At 74.6% G+C, this 16978-nt stretch carries 12 protein-coding genes; 5 read left to right on the top strand and 7 right to left on the bottom strand.

Annotated elements, in window-relative coordinates; genetic code table 11:
• Entirely contained in the window at positions 1-3288 is a 3288-nt protein-coding gene (locus IXW69_RS02550; protein ID WP_194784832.1) for a glycoside hydrolase family 2 TIM barrel-domain containing protein, read from the bottom strand.
• 102 nt (positions 3289-3390) lie between these two features.
• Between IXW69_RS02550 and rsmD the strand changes: the two genes are divergently transcribed.
• Entirely contained in the window at positions 3391-3990 is a 600-nt protein-coding gene (rsmD, locus tag IXW69_RS02555; protein ID WP_194784833.1) for a 16S rRNA (guanine(966)-N(2))-methyltransferase RsmD, read from the top strand.
• Between the two features lie 64 nt (positions 3991-4054).
• On the opposite strand, the gene IXW69_RS02560 is transcribed toward rsmD, so the two are convergent.
• On the bottom strand, positions 4055-6406 hold the full coding sequence (locus tag IXW69_RS02560; RefSeq protein ID WP_194784834.1) for an ATP-dependent DNA helicase RecG: 2352 nt from the start codon (positions 6404-6406) through the stop codon (positions 4055-4057).
• 18 nt (positions 6407-6424) lie between these two features.
• Positions 6425-8311: a DAK2 domain-containing protein gene (locus IXW69_RS02565; protein WP_323745132.1), complete on the bottom strand. Its 1887-nt coding sequence runs from the start codon at positions 8309-8311 to the stop codon at positions 6425-6427.
• Positions 8312-8638: 327 nt separating this feature from the next.
• Here IXW69_RS02565 and rpmB point away from each other — a divergent pair, with 327 nt between their 5' ends.
• Entirely contained in the window at positions 8639-8830 is a 192-nt protein-coding gene (rpmB, locus tag IXW69_RS02570) for a 50S ribosomal protein L28 (RefSeq protein ID WP_194784835.1), read from the top strand.
• A 96-nt stretch (positions 8831-8926) separates the two neighbouring features.
• Complete coding sequence (locus tag IXW69_RS02575; protein WP_194784836.1) at positions 8927-9652, top strand: dihydrodipicolinate synthase family protein; 726 nt, start codon at positions 8927-8929, stop codon at positions 9650-9652.
• Positions 9653-9655: 3 nt separating this feature from the next.
• Here IXW69_RS02575 and IXW69_RS02580 read toward each other — a convergent pair whose 3' ends face one another.
• A complete protein-coding gene (locus IXW69_RS02580; RefSeq protein WP_194784837.1) occupies positions 9656-10804 on the bottom strand; it encodes a thiamine-phosphate kinase in 1149 nt (382 codons plus the stop codon).
• A 7-nt stretch (positions 10805-10811) separates the two neighbouring features.
• On the bottom strand, positions 10812-11996 hold the full coding sequence (locus IXW69_RS02585) for a D-alanine--D-alanine ligase family protein (protein ID WP_194784838.1): 1185 nt from the start codon (positions 11994-11996) through the stop codon (positions 10812-10814).
• 110 nt (positions 11997-12106) lie between these two features.
• On the opposite strand from IXW69_RS02585, the gene IXW69_RS02590 reads away from it, so the two are divergent.
• Both IXW69_RS02590 and IXW69_RS02595 read left to right on the top strand, forming a co-directional pair.
• Positions 12107-12868, top strand: a complete 762-nt coding sequence (locus IXW69_RS02590) for an AMIN-like domain-containing (lipo)protein (protein WP_194784839.1) — start codon at positions 12107-12109, stop codon at positions 12866-12868.
• 103 nt (positions 12869-12971) lie between these two features.
• Positions 12972-15014, top strand: coding sequence for a potassium transporter Kup (locus IXW69_RS02595; RefSeq protein ID WP_323745133.1), 2043 nt, complete (start codon positions 12972-12974; stop codon positions 15012-15014).
• A 24-nt stretch (positions 15015-15038) separates the two neighbouring features.
• On the opposite strand, the gene IXW69_RS02600 is transcribed toward IXW69_RS02595, so the two are convergent.
• Positions 15039-16100 carry an NAD(P)H-dependent glycerol-3-phosphate dehydrogenase gene (locus IXW69_RS02600; RefSeq protein ID WP_194784840.1) on the bottom strand — a complete coding sequence of 354 codons (1062 nt, stop codon included), beginning with the start codon at positions 16098-16100 and terminating at the stop codon, positions 15039-15041.
• Positions 16097-16945: a lysophospholipid acyltransferase family protein gene (locus IXW69_RS02605; RefSeq protein ID WP_194784944.1), complete on the bottom strand. Its 849-nt coding sequence runs from the start codon at positions 16943-16945 to the stop codon at positions 16097-16099. The genes IXW69_RS02600 and IXW69_RS02605 overlap by 4 nt, the downstream gene beginning before the upstream one ends.
• Between the last annotated feature and the right edge of the window lie 33 nt (positions 16946-16978).

The following is a 16978-nucleotide window of genomic DNA, read 5'->3' on the forward strand; positions in this document are numbered from 1 at the left end:
TCAGCCGGCAGCCTGGACGCCGATCCAGGCCTCGACGACGACGGGACGCGGCGCGGCGGCCGCCTCGGGTCGGACGTCGGGGCCGCAGGAGCGGGTGCCGATGCCGTGGTGGAGGGCGTCGAGGTGGAGCCAGAGGTGCTCGTCGCGCTCGAGCTCCTCGACGTGCTCCGCCGCCGTGAGGTTCTCCAGGCTCCAGGGGCTGAGGGAGAAGGAGGTCGGCAGGCCTCGTGGGACGAGGACCATCGCCCGCAGCCCCCCACCGTCGAGCCACAGGCTGCGCAGGCCGGGCCGGGTGCCGCCCTCCTGGGGCCGGACGGGCTGCTGCCAGAGCTCGTCGACGTCGCCGGTGAAGACGCCGTGGCGCAGCGCCCCCGTGAGGTCGGCGTAGGACGGGGCGGGGCCGGTGCCGGTCCAGGTGGCGCTGCTCAACGAGGAGGGGAGCCCGAGGCGCACTCCGAGGCGCGGGAGCACGGGCGGCAGCGGGCCGGACGGGAGGATCGTCGTGCGCAGGCGCACTCCCCCGCGCTCGGGAGTGACGCGGGTGGTGACGTCGAGGTGCCAGGCGGCGTTGGGCGCGGAGGCCCGGCTCGTGACGACGGCCGAGACGACGCGTGCGCCGCCGGGGCCGTTGCTCGCCTCGAGGCGGGTGGAGACGTGCCGCTCGGTGAGGAGGTGGAGGCGGGCCTGTCTCCAGCGGTCGGCGGAGGAGGGCAGGCCCCAGCCGCCCTCGCCGCCACCGAGGCCGAGGTCCGCGGCCGCCGGGGGCCTCGTCCAGTACTCGACGGGGCCGTGGCCCTCGTCGTTGTCCGTGGGGGCGCGCCAGGCGGTGACGGCCGGACCGGTGAGCGCGACGCCGCCCAGGGTGAGGGTGCGGCCGTCCGCGGCGAGATGCAGGCCGGCGCCGAGGTCGAGGGCGCCGTCGGTCAGGCGGGACACGGCATCATCGGTGACCGCGTCGACTGCGGCCGCGAGCCCGCTGACCCGTGGGACGGCCGGTGCGGTGACGGGAGCCGTGGTCAGGGCCGTCTCACGAGTGGACATGACGCGCAGGCCGTCTTCGTCGCGGCCGACCTGGCGTAGGAGAGCGGCTCCGGTGGCCGGGTCGACCTGGACGGGACCGTCGTCGGGAGCGCCCGGGACGAGGGGGTCGAGGACAGCGGCGAGGACATGGACCGCCTCACCGTCGGCGCTGCCGCGCAGGTCCTCGATCGCCTCGGCAAGCCCGCCGACCTCGATGACCTCGGACTCGCCCGGCGCGAGGTCAGGCAGCTCGGAGCGCAGGACGCGCACGCCGTCGCCGGAGTTCTCGACGAGCGCCTGGACGGTGAGGAGCAGGCGTCCGGTGGTGCGCGTGTGGAAGCGGTTCTCGACGAGGACCGAGCCGGGAGCGTCGGCGAGCGGGGTGGCGAGGACGGGGGCGACGGCGTTGGCCCAGGCGGTCGTGCCGGCGCTGGGGACGGAGGCGGCGCTCACCATGCCGTCGCACACGAAGTTGCCGTCGTGGACGGTCTCGCCGAAGTCGCCGCCGTAGCGCAGCGCACCGCCGGCCGCCGGGCGGGGATCGGCGAGGGCGTGGTCGCGCCACTCCCAGACGAAGCCGCCGAGGTGGCGGGGGCTCGGCAGGGCCTGGGCGGTGTAGCCCTCGATGCCGCCGGGTCCGGTGCCCATGGCGTGGAGGTACTCGCACATGACGTAGGGCAGTGCTCGGAGGTGGGCGGCCTGGGCCGGCGAGATCTCGGAGGCGGGGTAGCCGGGACAGGCGATCGGGGTGGCCGCCGGGGCGCCGACGGCGTCGCGCGAGGAGGCGCCGACGGCGGCGTCGACCTCCTCGAGCGTCGGGTACATCCGCGAGCTGAGGTCCGTGTAGGAGCCGGCGAAGTCGGACTCGTAGTGGACGGGGCGGTGCGGGTCCCGGGAGTGGATCCAGGCGCTCATCGCGGCGAGGTTCTCCCCCGTGCCGGACTCGTTGCCGAGCGACCAGAAGACGATGGAGGGGTGGTTCTTGTCGCGCTCGACCATGCGGCGGGCGCGGTCGACGAGGGCCTCGGTCCAGGTGGGGTCGTCGGTGGGGTTCTCCTCCCAGCCGGCCGTCTCGAAGGCGTGGGTCTCGAGGTCGCACTCCTCCATCACCCAGAACCCAAGCTCGTCGGCGAGCTCGAGGACGCGCGGGTGCGGCGGGTAGTGGGAGGTGCGGATCGCGTTGACGTTGTGCGCCTTCATGAGGGCGAGGTCGGAGCGGACCCACTCCTCGTTGAAGACGCGGCCGCGGGCGGCGCTCACCTCGTGCCGGTTGACGCCGGCCAGGACGAGGCGGCGGCCGTTGACGCGGACCTGCCCGTCGACGACCTCGAGGCGTCGGAAGCCGACGCGCGTGCACACGGTCTCTCCGGAGGCCTCGACGGCGAGGTCGTAGAGGCGGGGCTCCTCGGCGCTCCAGGGCTCGACCGCTGGCAGGTCGAGGCGCGCGGTGCCGGGTCGGTCGAGGACGGCGCACGCGTCGAGCTCGGGGACGCGGACCGTGACCGGGAAGGCGACCGCCGGGGCGTCGACGTCGACCTCGAGGAGGCCCGCGCCCGTGGCCGGGTCGTAGTCGGCCCGTGCGAAGACGTCATCGACGCGTCCGGCAGGACGGTGCAGGAGCGTGACGTCTCGGAAGATCCCCGGCAGCCACCACTGGTCCTGGTCCTCGACGTAGGTGGCCGGCGACCACTGGGAGACGCGGATCGCGATCGTGTTCTCCCCGACGCGCAGGACCCCGGTGAGGTCGAGCTCGGTGGCGAGCCGCGACCCCTGGGTGGTGCCGACCCAGGTGCCGTTGACCCAGACGGAGGCGAAGGACTCGACACCGTCGAGCCGCAGGACGTCGAGGGAGCCCTCCTCGCCGACGCCCCAGTCCCCGGGGACCTCGACGGTGCGGACGTGGTCGGCCGTCGGGTTCACGTCGGGGACGAAGGGCGGGTCGAGCGGGATGGGGAGCTGGACGTTGGTGTAGATCGGCAGACCGCGCTCGCCGTCGCCGGTGAGGACCCATGTCGCGGGCAGGTCGATGGTCTCCCACGGGCCGAGCGCCTCGTCGTCGGTGTCGAACGTGGGCTCGGTGAGCGCGCCGTCGGGGCCGTTGCCCTCGGGGTGCGCGCCCGCGTAGAGACGGAACGACCAGGTGCCGTTGAGACTGACCGACGGTGCGTCGGAGCGGGACGTCCAGGCACGCGGCGGGAGGTGGCGGCCGAGCCCGGGGCCGGGCGTGAGGGGAAGCATCCAGCTGGGGCGGCTCGGGACGCAGGTCATCGGTGGACCTCCTGGGCGCGGCGTCATCGCGGTCCCGCCCAGCCTAGTCGGCAGCCGCCGCCTGCGGAGCCCTGGGTCTCGCGCTCCGATAGGGTCGGGGTCATGACGAGGATCGTGGCCGGGGTCGCCGGCGGACGCAGGATCGACGTGCCCCGCTCGGGGACGCGCCCCACCTCCGAGCGCGTCCGGGAGGCCCTGTTCGGCCGCCTCGAGCACTACGGGGTCGTCGACGGCGCCCGCGTCCTCGACCTGTGCGCCGGGTCCGGTGCGCTCGGCCTGGAGGCTGCGAGCCGCGGCGCCACAGACGTCACGCTCGTCGACGCCGCACGCCCCGCCGCCCAGATCTGCCAGGCGAACACGCGGGCCCTGGGGCTCAAGGGCGTGCGGACCGTGACGGCGAAGGTCGCGGCCTTCCTCGCCGGACCGGCCGGGGCTCCGGTGGACCTCGTCCTCATCGACCCGCCCTACGACGTCGACGAGACGGGCGTCCTCGCGATGCTCGAGCCGCTGGCGCGCACGGAGGACCCGTGGCTGGCGCCCGGCGCCGTCATCGCCCTCGAGCGCTCCACCCGCTCGCCGGAGCCGAGCTGGCCGCAGGGCCTGCGGAGATTCAGCGAGAAGAGGTACGGGGAGACGGCCGTCTGGTTCGCCGAGCCGGACGTCGCCGAAAACTCCGAGAACGCCGAGACGCCGGGCGAGTAGCGGCCCTCTCCCCGACGTCGCTGCCTGGGCCAATAGTCACGCGCACAGAGCGCGCCCCGGAGGCTCAGGCCCTCTCGAGGAAGGCCTGGGACTCCTCGTCGAGACGGTCCGCGATGGCCGCGGCGAGGTCGCGGTGCTCCGCCAGCTCCGGGTCCGCGGCGACGACCTCCTCGGCCTCCCGGCGTGCTCGCTCGATGAGCCGCCCGTCCTTCGTCACGCGCAGGAGGGCGAGGTCGGACCGGCGCCCGGACTGGGCGGCGCCGAGCACGTTCCCCTCGCTGCGCAGCTCGAGGTCCGCCTCCGCCAGGGCGAAGCCGTCGGTCGTCTCCGCGAAGGCCTTGAGCCGGTGGAAGGCGGGTGAGCCCACCTCGACGCCGGTGACCGCCATGCAGATGCTGGGACGGGAGCCCCGCCCGACGCGTCCGCGCAGCTGGTGGAGCTGGGACAGGCCGAAGCGGTCCGCGTCGAGGATGACCATCATCGTGGCGGCGGGGACGTCGACGCCAACCTCGATGACGGTCGTCGCGAGGAGGATCGGCGTCTCCCCGGAGGCGAAGCTCGCCATGGCGGCGTCCTTCTCCGCCTGGCTCATCCGGCCGGTCACGGTCGCGATCCCCAGGCCCGCGAGCGCGGGCTCGGCGGCGAGCCGCTGCTCCCACTCGGTGACCGCGGCGAGGGGGCGGGAGGGGGCGTCGTCGTCGTCGGCGAGCGCGTCGAGGAGGTCGGCGGGCAGGTCCTCTCCCCCGTCCTCAGCTCCGTCGGCGAGGGACTGTTGCGTCTCCTCGGTGACGTCGATGCGCGGGCAGACGACGTAGACCCGGCCCCCGGCGGCGACCTCCTGGGCGGCGCGCCGCCAGATGCCGTCGACCCAGGACTGCCGTTCCCAGGGCACGAGGTGCGTCTCGACGGGGCTGCGCCCGGCCGGCAGCTCGTCGAGCGTGCTCGTCTCCAGGTCCCCGAAGACGGTCATGGCGATGGTGCGAGGGATCGGGGTGGCCGTCATGACGAGGAGGTGCGGCGTGCGCGGCTCGGAGGCGGCAGGGTCGTCCGGGCGGGCGCGGGGGTCGCGGGCGTCGCCGCGCTCGCGCAGGGCGTCGCGCTGGGCGACGCCGAAGCGGTGCTGCTCGTCGACGACGACGAGACCGAGGAACGGGATCTGCACCGAGTCGGACAGCAGGGCGTGCGTGCCGACGACGATGGCTGGCTCTCCGGCCGCGAGCGCGGCCAGCACCTCGCGGCGCTGGGCCGCCGGCGTGGAGCCGGTGAGGAGGTGGACGCGCGTGGCACGCCCGCCGTGGCTGTCGGCGCCCCCGAGGAGCCCCGCCTGGCCGAGGGGGCCGAGCAGGGCCTCGAGGCTCGCCCGGTGCTGGGCGGCGAGAACCTCCGTGGGTGCGAGCAGAGCGGCCTGACCTCCGGCGCCGACCACCTGGAGCATGGCGCGCAGGGCGACGAGGGTCTTGCCGGAGCCGACGTCGCCCTGGAGGAGGCGCTGCATGGGGACGGTGGAGGCGAGTGCCTGCGCGAGCTCGTCGCCGACGCGGCGCTGCCCGGCGGTGAGCTCGTAGGGCAGGGCGGCGTCGAGGTCGGCGCGCAGCGAGCCGCTCGGCTCGGGGACCGGCCAGGCGACGGCGGTGCGGCTGGCCTCGTGCGCGGCCCGGCGCTGGGCGAGGGCGGCCTGGAGGACGAAGGCCTCCTCGTGGCGCAGGCGGTCGCGGCCGGCGTGCCACTGCTCGGCGTCCTCGGGGACGTGGACGTAGCGGTAGGCGGTGAGCGCGTCGACGAGGTGGTTGGCCTCGCGGACCTCGGGCGGCAGGGGCTCGGGGACGTCGTCTGGGCCGAGCTGGTCGAGGACGACCTGGACGGCCTTGGCGACGCGCCAGGACGGGAGCGCCTCCGTGGCCGGGTAGACGGGCATGGGGCGGGCGACCAGGGCCTCGCGCTCGGCCTCGTCAAGCTCGTCGAGGACCTGGAAGCGCGGCCCGGCGAGCTGGGCGTGCCCGTGGTGCGAGCCGACCTTGCCGGACATGAGGACGGTGGTGCCGGGGCTGAGCTGCTCAGCCTGGTGGGCGAGGAGCCCGACGGCACCGAAGAGGACGACGTCCATGGTGCCGGCTCCGTCGGTGACGGTGGCCTCGAGGATGGCGGGCGGGCGGCCGGAGCGGGTGCGGCGGGTCGAGGAACGCACGACCTGCGCCTGGATCGTGGCCTGCTCGCCCTCGACGAGGGTGCGCAGGTCGGTGAGGTCGCCCCAGGTGTCGTAGCGGCGTGGCAGGAGGCGGAGGAGCTGGCCGGCGGTCTCGACGCCCTGCTTGGCGAGCTGGTCAGCGGTGCGCTTGCCGAGGACCTTGTCGAGCGACCGGTCGAGGAGGGGGACGGCGCCGCGCGGTGCGGGCGCGGCGGGGCTGGTTCGGGGCATGTCGCGGTGGGCTCGCTGCTACTCGACGGCGATGAGAACGTCGGGGTCGCCCTGGCCGCCGGCGTGGAGGACGACCTCGACGGCGTCGGCGTCCCCGAGGATCTCCTCGCCGAAGCGGGCGGCGGCGTCGGAGACGAGGGCCCCGACGTCGGGCAGGGCGTCGCGGCCGAGGATGACGGTGAGGAGCTCGTCCTCCGGCCGGAGGATCTCCGTGACGGCGCGGGCGGCGGCGTCGGGGTCCGAGGCGGGGCCCGTGAGGGCGGTGGTGCGCAGCACGGCGGCGGCGTCCCAGGCGCGGCGCGAGAGCGCGGCGAGGTCCTCGTGCTCGCCGTGTCCGGCGACGGCGACGGCGGAGGCGAGGACACGGGCCTCGTCGTCGGTGTCGGCGACGAGGAGGCGCGTGCCCGCGGTGGCGTGACCGGCCTGATGGGCGTCGTCGGTGCTTCGGGCACCGCCAGGGCCGCGCACGGTGGAGACGGCGGAGCGGGCGGCGAGGAAGCGGGCGGCCTCGTGCGCCTGGGAGGTCGAGGCGGCGTCGCAGGGCAGGACGAGCGCCTCAGGCAGGCCGAGGTCGCCCGCGGCGCGCACGATGCCCTCGCGCTCGGGATCGAGGACGACGACGGCGCCCGTGCGGGCGAGCTGCTCGAGCAGCCCGGGGGCGCGCGTGCAGGCGATAACGCCGGTGCCACGGCGGGCGGCGGTCGGGTGGGGACGTGCGCCGCGCTGGGAGGGGTGGACACGACGCGAGCTCTCGCGCTCCGCAGCGCGGCGCTGCTCGCGGCGGGCGGCGAGCCGCTCGAAGGAGACGACGCGGCCGTCGTCCGCGTCCTCGGAGGCGCCCCACGGCAGGGGCGGCTCGTCGGCCTCCCAGCCGGTGGCGACGGCGAGGGCGGTGGGGTGGAGGTGGTGGACGCACACCTGGCGGGCGCGGCCGACGGCGGGAAGGGCGGCGCGCGGGGTGTCGGTGTGGACGTGCACCTGGAAGAGGCCGACGCCGAGGGCGTCCGGGGTGCCGACGACGCCGACCGAGTCCCCGATGGCCTCGAGGCGGGTTCGCAGCTCGCGGGCCTGCGCGGCGGTGGCCTCGAGGAGGTACATGACCTCGAACTCGCCCTGGGAGGCGTCCTCCGGTGCGAGGCGGTCCTCACCGGCGTGGGTGACGCCGCCGGAGGCGAGGTCGACGAGCATCTGCCGGGCGACCTCCGTGTAGGTCGCGGGCAGCGCGCTCACGTCCCCGCCGAGAGCGGGGTCCCGCGTCCCCGCCGACTCGACGGCGTCCGTGAGGCTGGTGAGGAGGAGCATGAGGGCGGCGCCACCGGCGTCGACGGGGCCGTGGCCGAGTCCGGCGGTCTCGACGACGCTCTCCTGGGCACCCAGCGCGGCCGAGGAGGCGATGAGGCTGATGGTGACCGGCCGCGCGGGCGTGGCCTCCTCCAGGCTGCTGCGGGCTGACGCCGCGGCGTCGTGGGCGACGGTGAGAAGGGTGGCGGTGACGGGTCGGGAGACGGCGGCCCAGGTGGTGGCAGCCATGCGCTCGTAGACGTGGACGAGCTCGACGGGGCGGAGCCGGGCGGGGTCGGGGGCCTCGGCGGCCACGTCGGCGACGGCTGCGATGGCCTGGGAGACGAGGAGGCCGGCGTTCCCGCGGGCTCCTCGGACGGCACCGTCGGCGACGGCGCGAGCGGTCTGCGAGAGGTCGGCACGGGCGGGCAGGAGGTCGAGGGCGTCGGCAGCCCACCGCAGGGTGAGCCAGACGTTGGAGCCAGTGTCGGAGTCCGGGACGGGGAAGACGTTGAGGGAGTCGACCAGGCCGCGGGTGGTGCCGGCGGTGTGCTCGGCCAGTCGGATCCAGCGGCGCAGGAGCGCGGCGTCGAGGGCGGCGGGAGCTGCCGGCGTCGGTGTCACGTGCCCCTCCCCTGCTGTGCTGCGCCACCGGGGGCGTCCCGGTGCGTCGGCGGGTCCAGCGCCTCTCCCGCATCGGGGGCGATGGCCCGCACCGTCAGGGTACCCTGGCGCGAGCGCGCTCTCCTGCCGCGGGCCGAGTCCTTGCGGGCCTGTGCTGACTCCGGCCCCGGTGGCCGTGTGCCTCAGCCCACGCCCAGCCTGCTTGGGACGCGGTACCGCCGTCGGCTATTGTGTTCGGGTTGCCCGGGACGTCTGTCCCTGGGCGGTGGACCTGGCGCCGGACCGGATGGTTCGAGCGTTGAAGCAAGAAGATTTCAGGAGTGAACCGTGGCTGCTGTGTGCGACGTCTGCGGCAAGGGCCCCATCTTCGGCAAGAGCGTCTCGCACTCCCACGTGCGGACCAACCGCCGGTGGAACCCCAACATCCAGCGTGTTCGTGCGATCGTGAACGGCGCCCCCAAGCGCCTCAACGTGTGCACGTCCTGCCTCAAGGCCGGCAAGGTCACGCGCAACATCTGAGCGCGTACCCGCCGATCAGGCACTGGAGGGCCGTCACCCCGATGGGGTGGCGGCCTTCGTCGTGCTCGGCGTCCGACGCCCTGAGCCCCGGGCGGCATGATGGCCCGGGTCCCGTCCTCCGAGAGGAACCGTCATGTCCTTCACCCTGACAGGTCTGTCCGCCTTCCCCTGACTCCCCTGCACGACGACACCCTCGACGAGGAGGCGTTCGCGACGCTCATCGATCGCCTCGCGGCCTCGGGCGTCGACTCGATCGGCGCGCTCGGCTCGACGGGTTGCTACCCGTGCCTCTCCCCGTCCGAGCGGGACCGTGCCGTCGCGATCACGGTCGCGCACGCGGGCGGTCTCCCCGTCCTGGTCGGCGTCGGGGCGCTGCGCGAGTCCGACGTCGTCGCTCGTGCCCGGGCGGCTGCGCGTGCGGGCGCCGCCGCCGTCCTGCTGCCGGCCCTCGCGTACCACGAGCTGACGGACGACGAGGTCGTGGGTCTCGTCGAGCGCGTCGCGGCGCGTGCGGACCTGCCCGTCGTCGTCTACGACAACCCGGGCACGACCCACCAGGTCATGGGCCTGCCCCTCTACGAGCGCCTCGCCGGGGTCGACGGCGTCGTCGCGCTCAAGCTGCCGACGCTGCCCCACGGTCCCGAGGCCGCGCGGGCCGCCGCCCAGGCGCTGCGCTCCGTGGTGCCCGAGGGGACGAGTCTCGGCGTCGGGGGCGATGGCGCCGACGGGCCCGGTGCGCTGCTGGCCGGGCTCGACGCGTGGTGCTCCCCCCCTGACCGGCGTGCTGCGCGGGCCCCTCCTCCCCGTGACCCGCGCGGCTGACGCTCAGGCGCTGAAGTGGTCCCAGCCGACGGACCCCTCCCAGGGACGGCCACCGACGAGCACGCCCGGGCCGGACTCAGCCGGCGTCTCCACGGTCCCGATGACGGCGGCGCCCTGCGGGAGGCGGTCCACGGCGTCGGCGGGGACGGTGGCGAGCATCCCGTGGTCCTCACCGCCGGTGAGGACCCATCGGCGGGCTCGAGCGGAAACGTCGCGGCCGGCTGACTCAGCATCGGGCTCGAGCAGGGCCGCGACGGGTGCGAGGGCGAGGACGTCGGCGTGCAGCGGCGAGCCGGGGTCGGCAGGGTCGTTCACGTCGATGAGGACGCCGGAGGCGCGTGCGATGCGCCCGGCGTCGCGCAGGAGGGAGTCCGAGACGTCCATCATCGCCGTGGCGCCGGCGTCCGCGAGCGCGGGCCCGGCGGCGAGCGGAGGCTCCGGCGCCCGGAACAGGCTCTGGCAGCGGAAGGCGACGTCGGCGGCGCTCCTCGATCCGGGCTGCGAGGTCGCTCGCGCGGGCGCGGTAACGTCGCTCGGTCCCGGCGCGGGGGCGCCGTTCGGCTCCCACCCCGCAGCGAGGAGCTCGTAGCCGGCGAGTGAGCGCCCGGGGACTCCGACGTGGACGAGGAGGTCGCCGGGGCGCGCCCCGGAGCGCAGCACGGGGTCGCGCCCCTCCAGGTCGCCGTGGACCGTGACGGCGAGGACGAGGGCCTCCCCTCCGGACAGGTCCCCGCCGACGACGCCGGCGCCGACCGGTGCGCAGGCCTCAGCGAGTCCGCGCGCCATGTCCTGCACCCAGGCGACGGGCGTCGAGCCGGGCAGGACGAGGCTCATGACGAGAGCGGTGGGGCGGGCCCCCATGGCGGCGGCGTCGGCGAGGTTCTGGGCGGCGGCGCGCCGCCCGACCTCCCGGGCGCACGACCAGTCGGTGCGGAAGTGGTGCCCCTCGACGAGCACGTCCGTGCTCACGACGTAGCGGCCGTCGGGGGAGGCGAGGACGGCGCAGTCGTCTCCGTTGCCGACGACCTCGCGGTCGGAGCGGGGCAGCAGCGGGGTGAAGGCGGCCAGCAGCGCCTCCTCGGACAGCTCGGAGACGAGGAGGTCGGCGGCAGCCGTGGCGGGCTCGTGCGCGGTCGCGTCGGGGGTGCTCACGACTGCCTCAGCGGTTGACGCCGAGCGGGCGCTCGAGGGCGAGCTCGATGAGCTCGGTGACGAGCTCGGTGTAGCCCAGGCCGGAGACCTGCCACATGTACGGGTACATGGAGAAGGGCGTGAAGCCCGGCATCGTGTTGACCTCGTTGACGACGGCCTCGCCGCGCGGGGTGAGGAAGAAGTCGACGCGGGTGAGGCCCTCGCCTCCGATGGCCTCGAAGGCGCGGGCGGCGGTGGTCATGAGGAGCTCGCGCTCCTCCGGGGTGACGCGCGCTGGGCAGACCATCTGGACGGCGTCGTGGGCGAGGTACTTCGTCTCGTAGTCGTAGAACTCGCCGGCGCCGTGCTCGGCGTCCATGACGACCTCGCCGGGCTCGGCCACGCGGGGGGCGTCGTCGCCGTGACCGCCGAGGACGGCGACCTCGACCTCGCGCCCCACGACGCCGGACTCGACGAGGACCTTGGGGTCGACGGCGCGGGCGGCCTCGATGGCGGCCTCAAGGTCGTCGGGACGCTCGACCTTCGTGATGCCGAGCGAGGAGCCGGCGCGGGCGGGCTTGACGAAGAGCGGGTAGTCGAGGGAGGCGCAGGCGTCCAGGATGAGGGCCCGGTCCCGGTTCCACTGGTGGGGCCCGACGACGACGTGCGGCGCGGTGGGGATGCCGGCGGCGTTGAGCAGCACCTTGGTGACCTGCTTGTCCATGCCGGCGGCCGAGGCGAGGACGCCGCAGCCCACGTAGGGCAGGTCGAGCATCTCGAGCATGCCCTGGATGGTGCCGTCCTCACCGTAGGGCCCGTGGAGGAGCGGGAGGACGACGTCGACGGTGCCGAGGGTGCTCGGGCCGGTCGGGGTGAGGGCGGTGAGTGGCCCGCCTCCGAGCTCCATGGCGAGCTCGCCGCGGCCGAGGCCGTCGGCCGTGATCTCGACGGGGGCGCCGTCGGTGAGCTCGAGGGGGGCGGGGTCGTCGTCGACGAGCACCCACTGGCCGGCCTGGGTGATCCCGACCGGGACGACCTCGTAGCGGTCGCGGTCGATCGCGGCGAGGACCCCGGCCGCGGTGGCGCAGGAGATCGTGTGCTCTCCCGAGCGTCCTCCGAAGACGACGGCGACGCGCGTCCGGCGCGCGTCCCGCGGGGTCTCCGAGCCGGGTGAGGTGCTGCTCGCGCTCAGGGGCGCCGACGTGTCAGACATGCCCCCAACGCTACCGCCGGACCCGATACGCTGGTGACGCCGTCCCGCTGGTCACCGCGTCGCAGCGCCTGCGGGACACGAGCCAGGAACCCCGTCCCCAGGAGCCTCCGATGCGATCCCAGCGAAGCCCGTTCCGCACCTCCCCCGCGACCCGTCGCGCGGCCGCCCTCACCGCGGCCGCCGCCCTGTCCCTCGGCCTCGCCGGCTGCGGGGGCGACGACTCCTCCACCGCGAGCGTCGCGTCCGCAGGCTCAACCGGCTCCTCGGCACCCACGACCTCGTCAACCCCGGCCGCACCCTCAGCGAGCGGGGCAGCCTCGGCCTCGGCAGCCACGACGAGCAGCACCACCGGTGCGCCCGGCCCTAAGGCCACGGCCTCGGGCACGCCCGGGCGCCTCACCCGGACCGAGGCGACCGAGGACCCCGCCGACGACGCCGGCTGGGTCTCCGGGCCGAGCGACGGCGGGACAGCCGGTGACGCCGGCGTCGAGACCGACCTGCGGATCGGATCCCACGACGGCTACGACCGCGTCGTCGTCGAGACCAGCGGAGACGGCACGCTCGGCTTCCGCGCCACCTACGTCGACGCGGCCGCCACCCAGGGCAAGGGCGACCCGATCTCCGTGGGAGGGACCCACACGCTCCAGGTCATCGGCCGCGGCACGACCATGCCGGTGACCGAGGAGCTCCGAAAGGTCGCCTACACGGACCTCGGCCTGCACGAGGTGGGCGACGAGACGATCGCCGGCGTGTACCTCGACGGGACCTTCGAGGGCCAGTTCCAGGTGGTCATCGGAACTGACGCCACCGAGTACCGGGTCTTCACGCTGAGCAACCCGACGCGCCTCGTCATCGACGTCAAGCGCCCCTGAGCCCGCGCGGACGGGCACTCCCCGTGGAGCGGCCGTGGAGTCGTGCGCAGCACACCGCGACCGGTAGCGCACTCAGCTCCGGACAGGAGCATGATGACGACCCGTGAACAGCACGCAGGCGGGCTCGCAGCCCTCCGCTGAGCGCGGCGACGCCGTGCCGCCCTCCCCTGAGCAGTCCGGGCAGTCGTCGGCCAGCACGTCGGGCACTGCCCCGGTCGCTCCCACCACCCCACCGCGAGGCGCCGAGGCGATCGGAGCCGCGGCCCACCGCTCGCCTCTGGCCGCTCTCGTCCTGGCGGCCATCGGGGTCGTCTTCGGCGACATCGGCACGAGCCCGCTCTACTCGATGCAGACGGTCTTCTCGATCGACCACAACGACGTCCAGCCCACCCAGGGCGACGTCTACGGGGTCATCTCCATGGTGTTCTGGTCGATCGCCGTCATCGTCTCCCTCAAGTACGTCGCGCTCGTCATGCGGGCGGACAACGACGGCGAGGGCGGCATCCTCGCCCTGGTGCACCTCCTGCGCGACCGGCTCGCCGACCGGCGCCGCCTCACCCGGACGGTGCTCATGCTCGGGGTCATCGGCGCGGCGCTCTTTTACGGGGACTCGGTCATCACGCCGGCGATCTCCGTCATGAGCGCCGTCGAGGGCCTCCAGGTGGTCGACTCCGGCGCCGGATCGCTCGTCCTGCCGGTCTCCGTCGTCATCCTCACCGGGCTCTTCCTCATCCAGCGCAAGGGCACCTCCGCCGTCGGGCGCGCCTTCGGACCCGTCATGATCGTCTGGTTCCTCGTCCTCGTGCTGCTCGGGATCCCACGCATCGCCGAGGACCCGGCGATCCTGTGGGCGCTGAGCCCGCACCACGCGGTCCTCTTCCTCCTGGAGCGGCCGGGCGTCGCCTTCGTGGCGCTCGGCGCCTGCATCCTCACCATCACCGGCGCGGAGGCCCTGTACGCGGACATGGGGCACTTCGGCTCGCGGCCGATCCGCCTCGCGTGGTTCGCGCTCGTCTTCCCGGCGCTCACGGTCAACTACCTGGGCCAGGGCGCCCTCATCCTCAAGGACCCGACGGCGATCAGCAGCCCCTTCTACCTCCTGGCGCCGGCGTGGGCGCGGCTGCCCCTCGTGGTCCTCGCGACCCTGGCGACGATCATCGCCTCCCAGGCGGTCATCTCCGGCGCCTTCACCGTCTCCCGCCAGGCCAACCGGCTCGGGCTCCTCCCCCGGCTCACGGTCATCCAGACGTCGAGGGAGGAGGCCGGCCAGATCTACGTCCCGGCCGTCAACTGGCTGCTCTTCGCAGGCGTGCTCGTCCTCATCCTCATCTTCCGCAGCTCGAGCCGCCTCGCCGACGCCTACGGTCTGGCCGTCACCGGCACCTTCGTCCTTACCAGCGCGCTCTTCCTCCTGCTCGCCCGCCGGGTGTGGCACGTCGCGGCCTGGAAGTGGTGGTTCTACGCCGTCCTCGTCGGCGGCCTCGAGGTCCTCTACCTCCTGGCCAACTGCACCAAGATCGTCTCGGGCGGCTGGCTGCCCCTCCTCATCGCCCTCGTGCTCGGCTCGCTCATGGTCGTGTGGGACTCCGGGCACCGGCGGGTCGTCGCCATCCGCTCGGGGCTCGAGGGCCCCGTCGAGGCCCTCACCGAGGCGGCCGCCTCGCGCGACGTGGTGCGCGTCCCCGGCCTCGCCGTGTACCCGCACCTGTCGAGGACGACGACGCCGCTGGCACTGCGCGACTCGCTCGACTTCGACGGCGTCCTCCACGAGCACAACGTCATCATCTCGGTCATCCACGAGAACGTCCCGCACGTCCGGCACGCCGACAGGATCGAGGTGACGGAGGTCGGAGGCCCTGCCTCCGGCATCCACCACGTCGACTGCCACGTGGGCTTCAACGACTCCCAGGACGTGCCCAAGGCGCTCGCCCTGGCGCTGCCCCGGCTCCACGGGCTCGAGGACTCCTGCGAGGCCGACGCGCGCTACTACCTGCCGGTCATCCAGCTCCGGCCCCGCCCCGGCTCGCGGACGGGGCTGCGCAAGCGCGTCTACATGGCGATGGCGGGCAACGCCGCCGACGGCGCCGTCGTGCTCCACCTCCCTCCGGACCGGACCGTGCTGGTGGGCGCGACGATCGAGCTGTGAGGGCGGGAGGGCCGGGGGCCGCCCTCAGCTGAGGGTGGCGCCGTGGACGCCCTCGGTCTTGCGGGGACGGGACAGGAGCGCGTCGGTGACCTCGTCGACGCTGGCGGCGCCCTCCACGACGGCGACGACGCCCGCGGTGATCGGCATGTCGACGCCGTGCGAGGTGGCGAGGTCGAGGACGGCGCGCGCCGACCTGGCGCCCTCGGCGACGCCGCGTGAGGCGGCGGCCGCCTCCTCGACGCTCATCCCCTCGCCGAGGTGCCGGCCGAAGGTCTGGTTGCGGCTCAGCGGCGAGGAGCAGGTGGCGACGAGGTCGCCCATGCCGGCCAGGCCGGCGAAGGTCTCCGGGCTGGCCCCGAGAGCGAGTCCGAGGCGAGTGATCTCGACGAGGCCGCGCGTGATGATCGTGGCCTTGGAGTTGTCCCCGAAGCCGCACCCGACGGCGCAGCCCACGGCCAGGGCGATGACGTTCTTGACGGCGCCGCACAGCTCGACGCCGAGGACGTCGGCGTTCGTGTAGGGCCGGAAGGTGCTCGTGGCGCAGGCGGCGGCCACGCGGGCGGCGAGCTCCTGGTCGCGGGCAGCGACGACGGTCGCGGTCGGCTGCCCGGCGGCGATCTCGTCGGCGAGGTTGGGGCCCGAGACGACGGCGACACGCTCCTCGGGCAGGGCGAGAGCCTCGCCAAGGACCTGGCTCATGCGCATCCCGGTGCCGAGCTCGACGCCCTTCATGAGGGAGACGGCGGCGGCGTCGTCCGCGTGGGCACCGGCGAGCGGGGCGAGGACGCCGCGGGCGGACTGGGAGGGGACGGCGACGACGACGAGGCCGGCGCCGTCGACGGCGGCGGCCAGGTCGCTCGTGCCGGTGACGGCCTCCGGGAGGCGGCGGCCCGGGACGTAGCGCTCGTTGGTGCCGCCGGTGATCTCGCGGGCGACCTCCTCGCGGCGGGCCCAGACGGTCGTCGGGACACCGACCTCGCCAAGGAGGCAGGCGAAGGTCGTGCCCCAGGCGCCCGAGCCGATGACGGCGGCGCGCTCGAAGGGCAGCGGCTCCACGGGCGCCGTCGACGGGGCGGCGGCGCTCACGCGGGCTGTCCCGGCTCGTCGGCGGCCACGTCGGGGCCCGTGGGCGGCTCCTTCTCGCCGCGCGCAGGTGAGGGGTCGCTTGCCGTGGCATCGGGGGCGGTCTCCCCCGTGCTCGGGTCGGGGCGGCGGGTACCGAGACGGCCCTTGCCGGGGTCGCCGTCGTACTTCATGTCAAAGGGACGGGGCGCCCTCTGGCCGCGGATCTCCTCGACGAGGGTGGTGATGGCTCGCATGATCTCGGCGGTGCAGGCGCGCACGGTCTCCTTGTCCTCGACGTCGGAGCCGAAGCTCGTGAGGTCGAGCGGCTCCCCGATTCGCACCTCGACGTCCTTGCGCGGGAAGGGCCGGAAGCTCTTGTTGTAGGTGTCGAGGATCTCGTGGGCGCCCCACTGCCCCATGGGGAGCACGGGCACGCCGGTGCGCATGGCGAGGCGGGCGGCACCGGTCTTGCCGGTCATGGGCCAGCGCAGGGGGTCTCTTGAGAGGGTGCCCTCGGGGAAGATCATGATGGGGTCGCCCAGGGCCAGGCGTCGCTCGGCCTCGACGAGGGCGTCGCCCGCCTTGGCGGTGCCGCGGTAGACGGGGATCTGCCCGCCGGCCTTGAAGACGTGCCCGAGCACGGGGGCGTCGTAGAGCCCGGACTTGATGAGGGAGTAGATCGGGACGTCCTCGTCGACGAGGGCGCGCATGGCCGTGAGGGAGTCCAGGTCCGAGAGGTGGTTCGCGACGGCGATGAAGCCGCGGTCCCTGGGGATGTTCTCCGCGCCCGTGACGTGCTGGCGGCTCACGCCCTTGAGGAACGGGATGATCGCGCCGCGGGCGGCGAAGCGGTAGAAGGGGGTCATGCGTCGAGTGGCCACCCCACCAGGGTAGCCGCC

The organism is Actinomyces haliotis (assembly GCF_015355765.1).
GTDB classification, from domain to species: Bacteria; Actinomycetota; Actinomycetes; order Actinomycetales; family Actinomycetaceae; genus Actinomyces; species Actinomyces haliotis.

What these genes read in the sequence shown, in the direction of transcription:
- IXW69_RS02575 (WP_194784836.1), top strand. Translation starts at nt 8,927, where the DNA reads ATGATGGCCCGGGTCCCGTCCTCCGAGAGGAACCGTCATGTCCTTCAC.
- IXW69_RS02605 (WP_194784944.1), bottom strand. Translation starts at nt 16,945, where the DNA reads ATGACCCCCTTCTACCGCTTCGCCGCCCGCGGCGCGATCATCCCGTTC.
- IXW69_RS02590 (WP_194784839.1), top strand. Translation starts at nt 12,107, where the DNA reads ATGCGATCCCAGCGAAGCCCGTTCCGCACCTCCCCCGCGACCCGTCGC.
- IXW69_RS02550 (WP_194784832.1), bottom strand. Translation starts at nt 3,288, where the DNA reads ATGACCTGCGTCCCGAGCCGCCCCAGCTGGATGCTTCCCCTCACGCCC.
- IXW69_RS02560 (WP_194784834.1), bottom strand. Translation starts at nt 6,406, where the DNA reads ATGCCCCGAACCAGCCCCGCCGCGCCCGCACCGCGCGGCGCCGTCCCC.
- rsmD (WP_194784833.1), top strand. Translation starts at nt 3,391, where the DNA reads ATGACGAGGATCGTGGCCGGGGTCGCCGGCGGACGCAGGATCGACGTG.
- IXW69_RS02585 (WP_194784838.1), bottom strand. Translation starts at nt 11,996, where the DNA reads ATGTCTGACACGTCGGCGCCCCTGAGCGCGAGCAGCACCTCACCCGGC.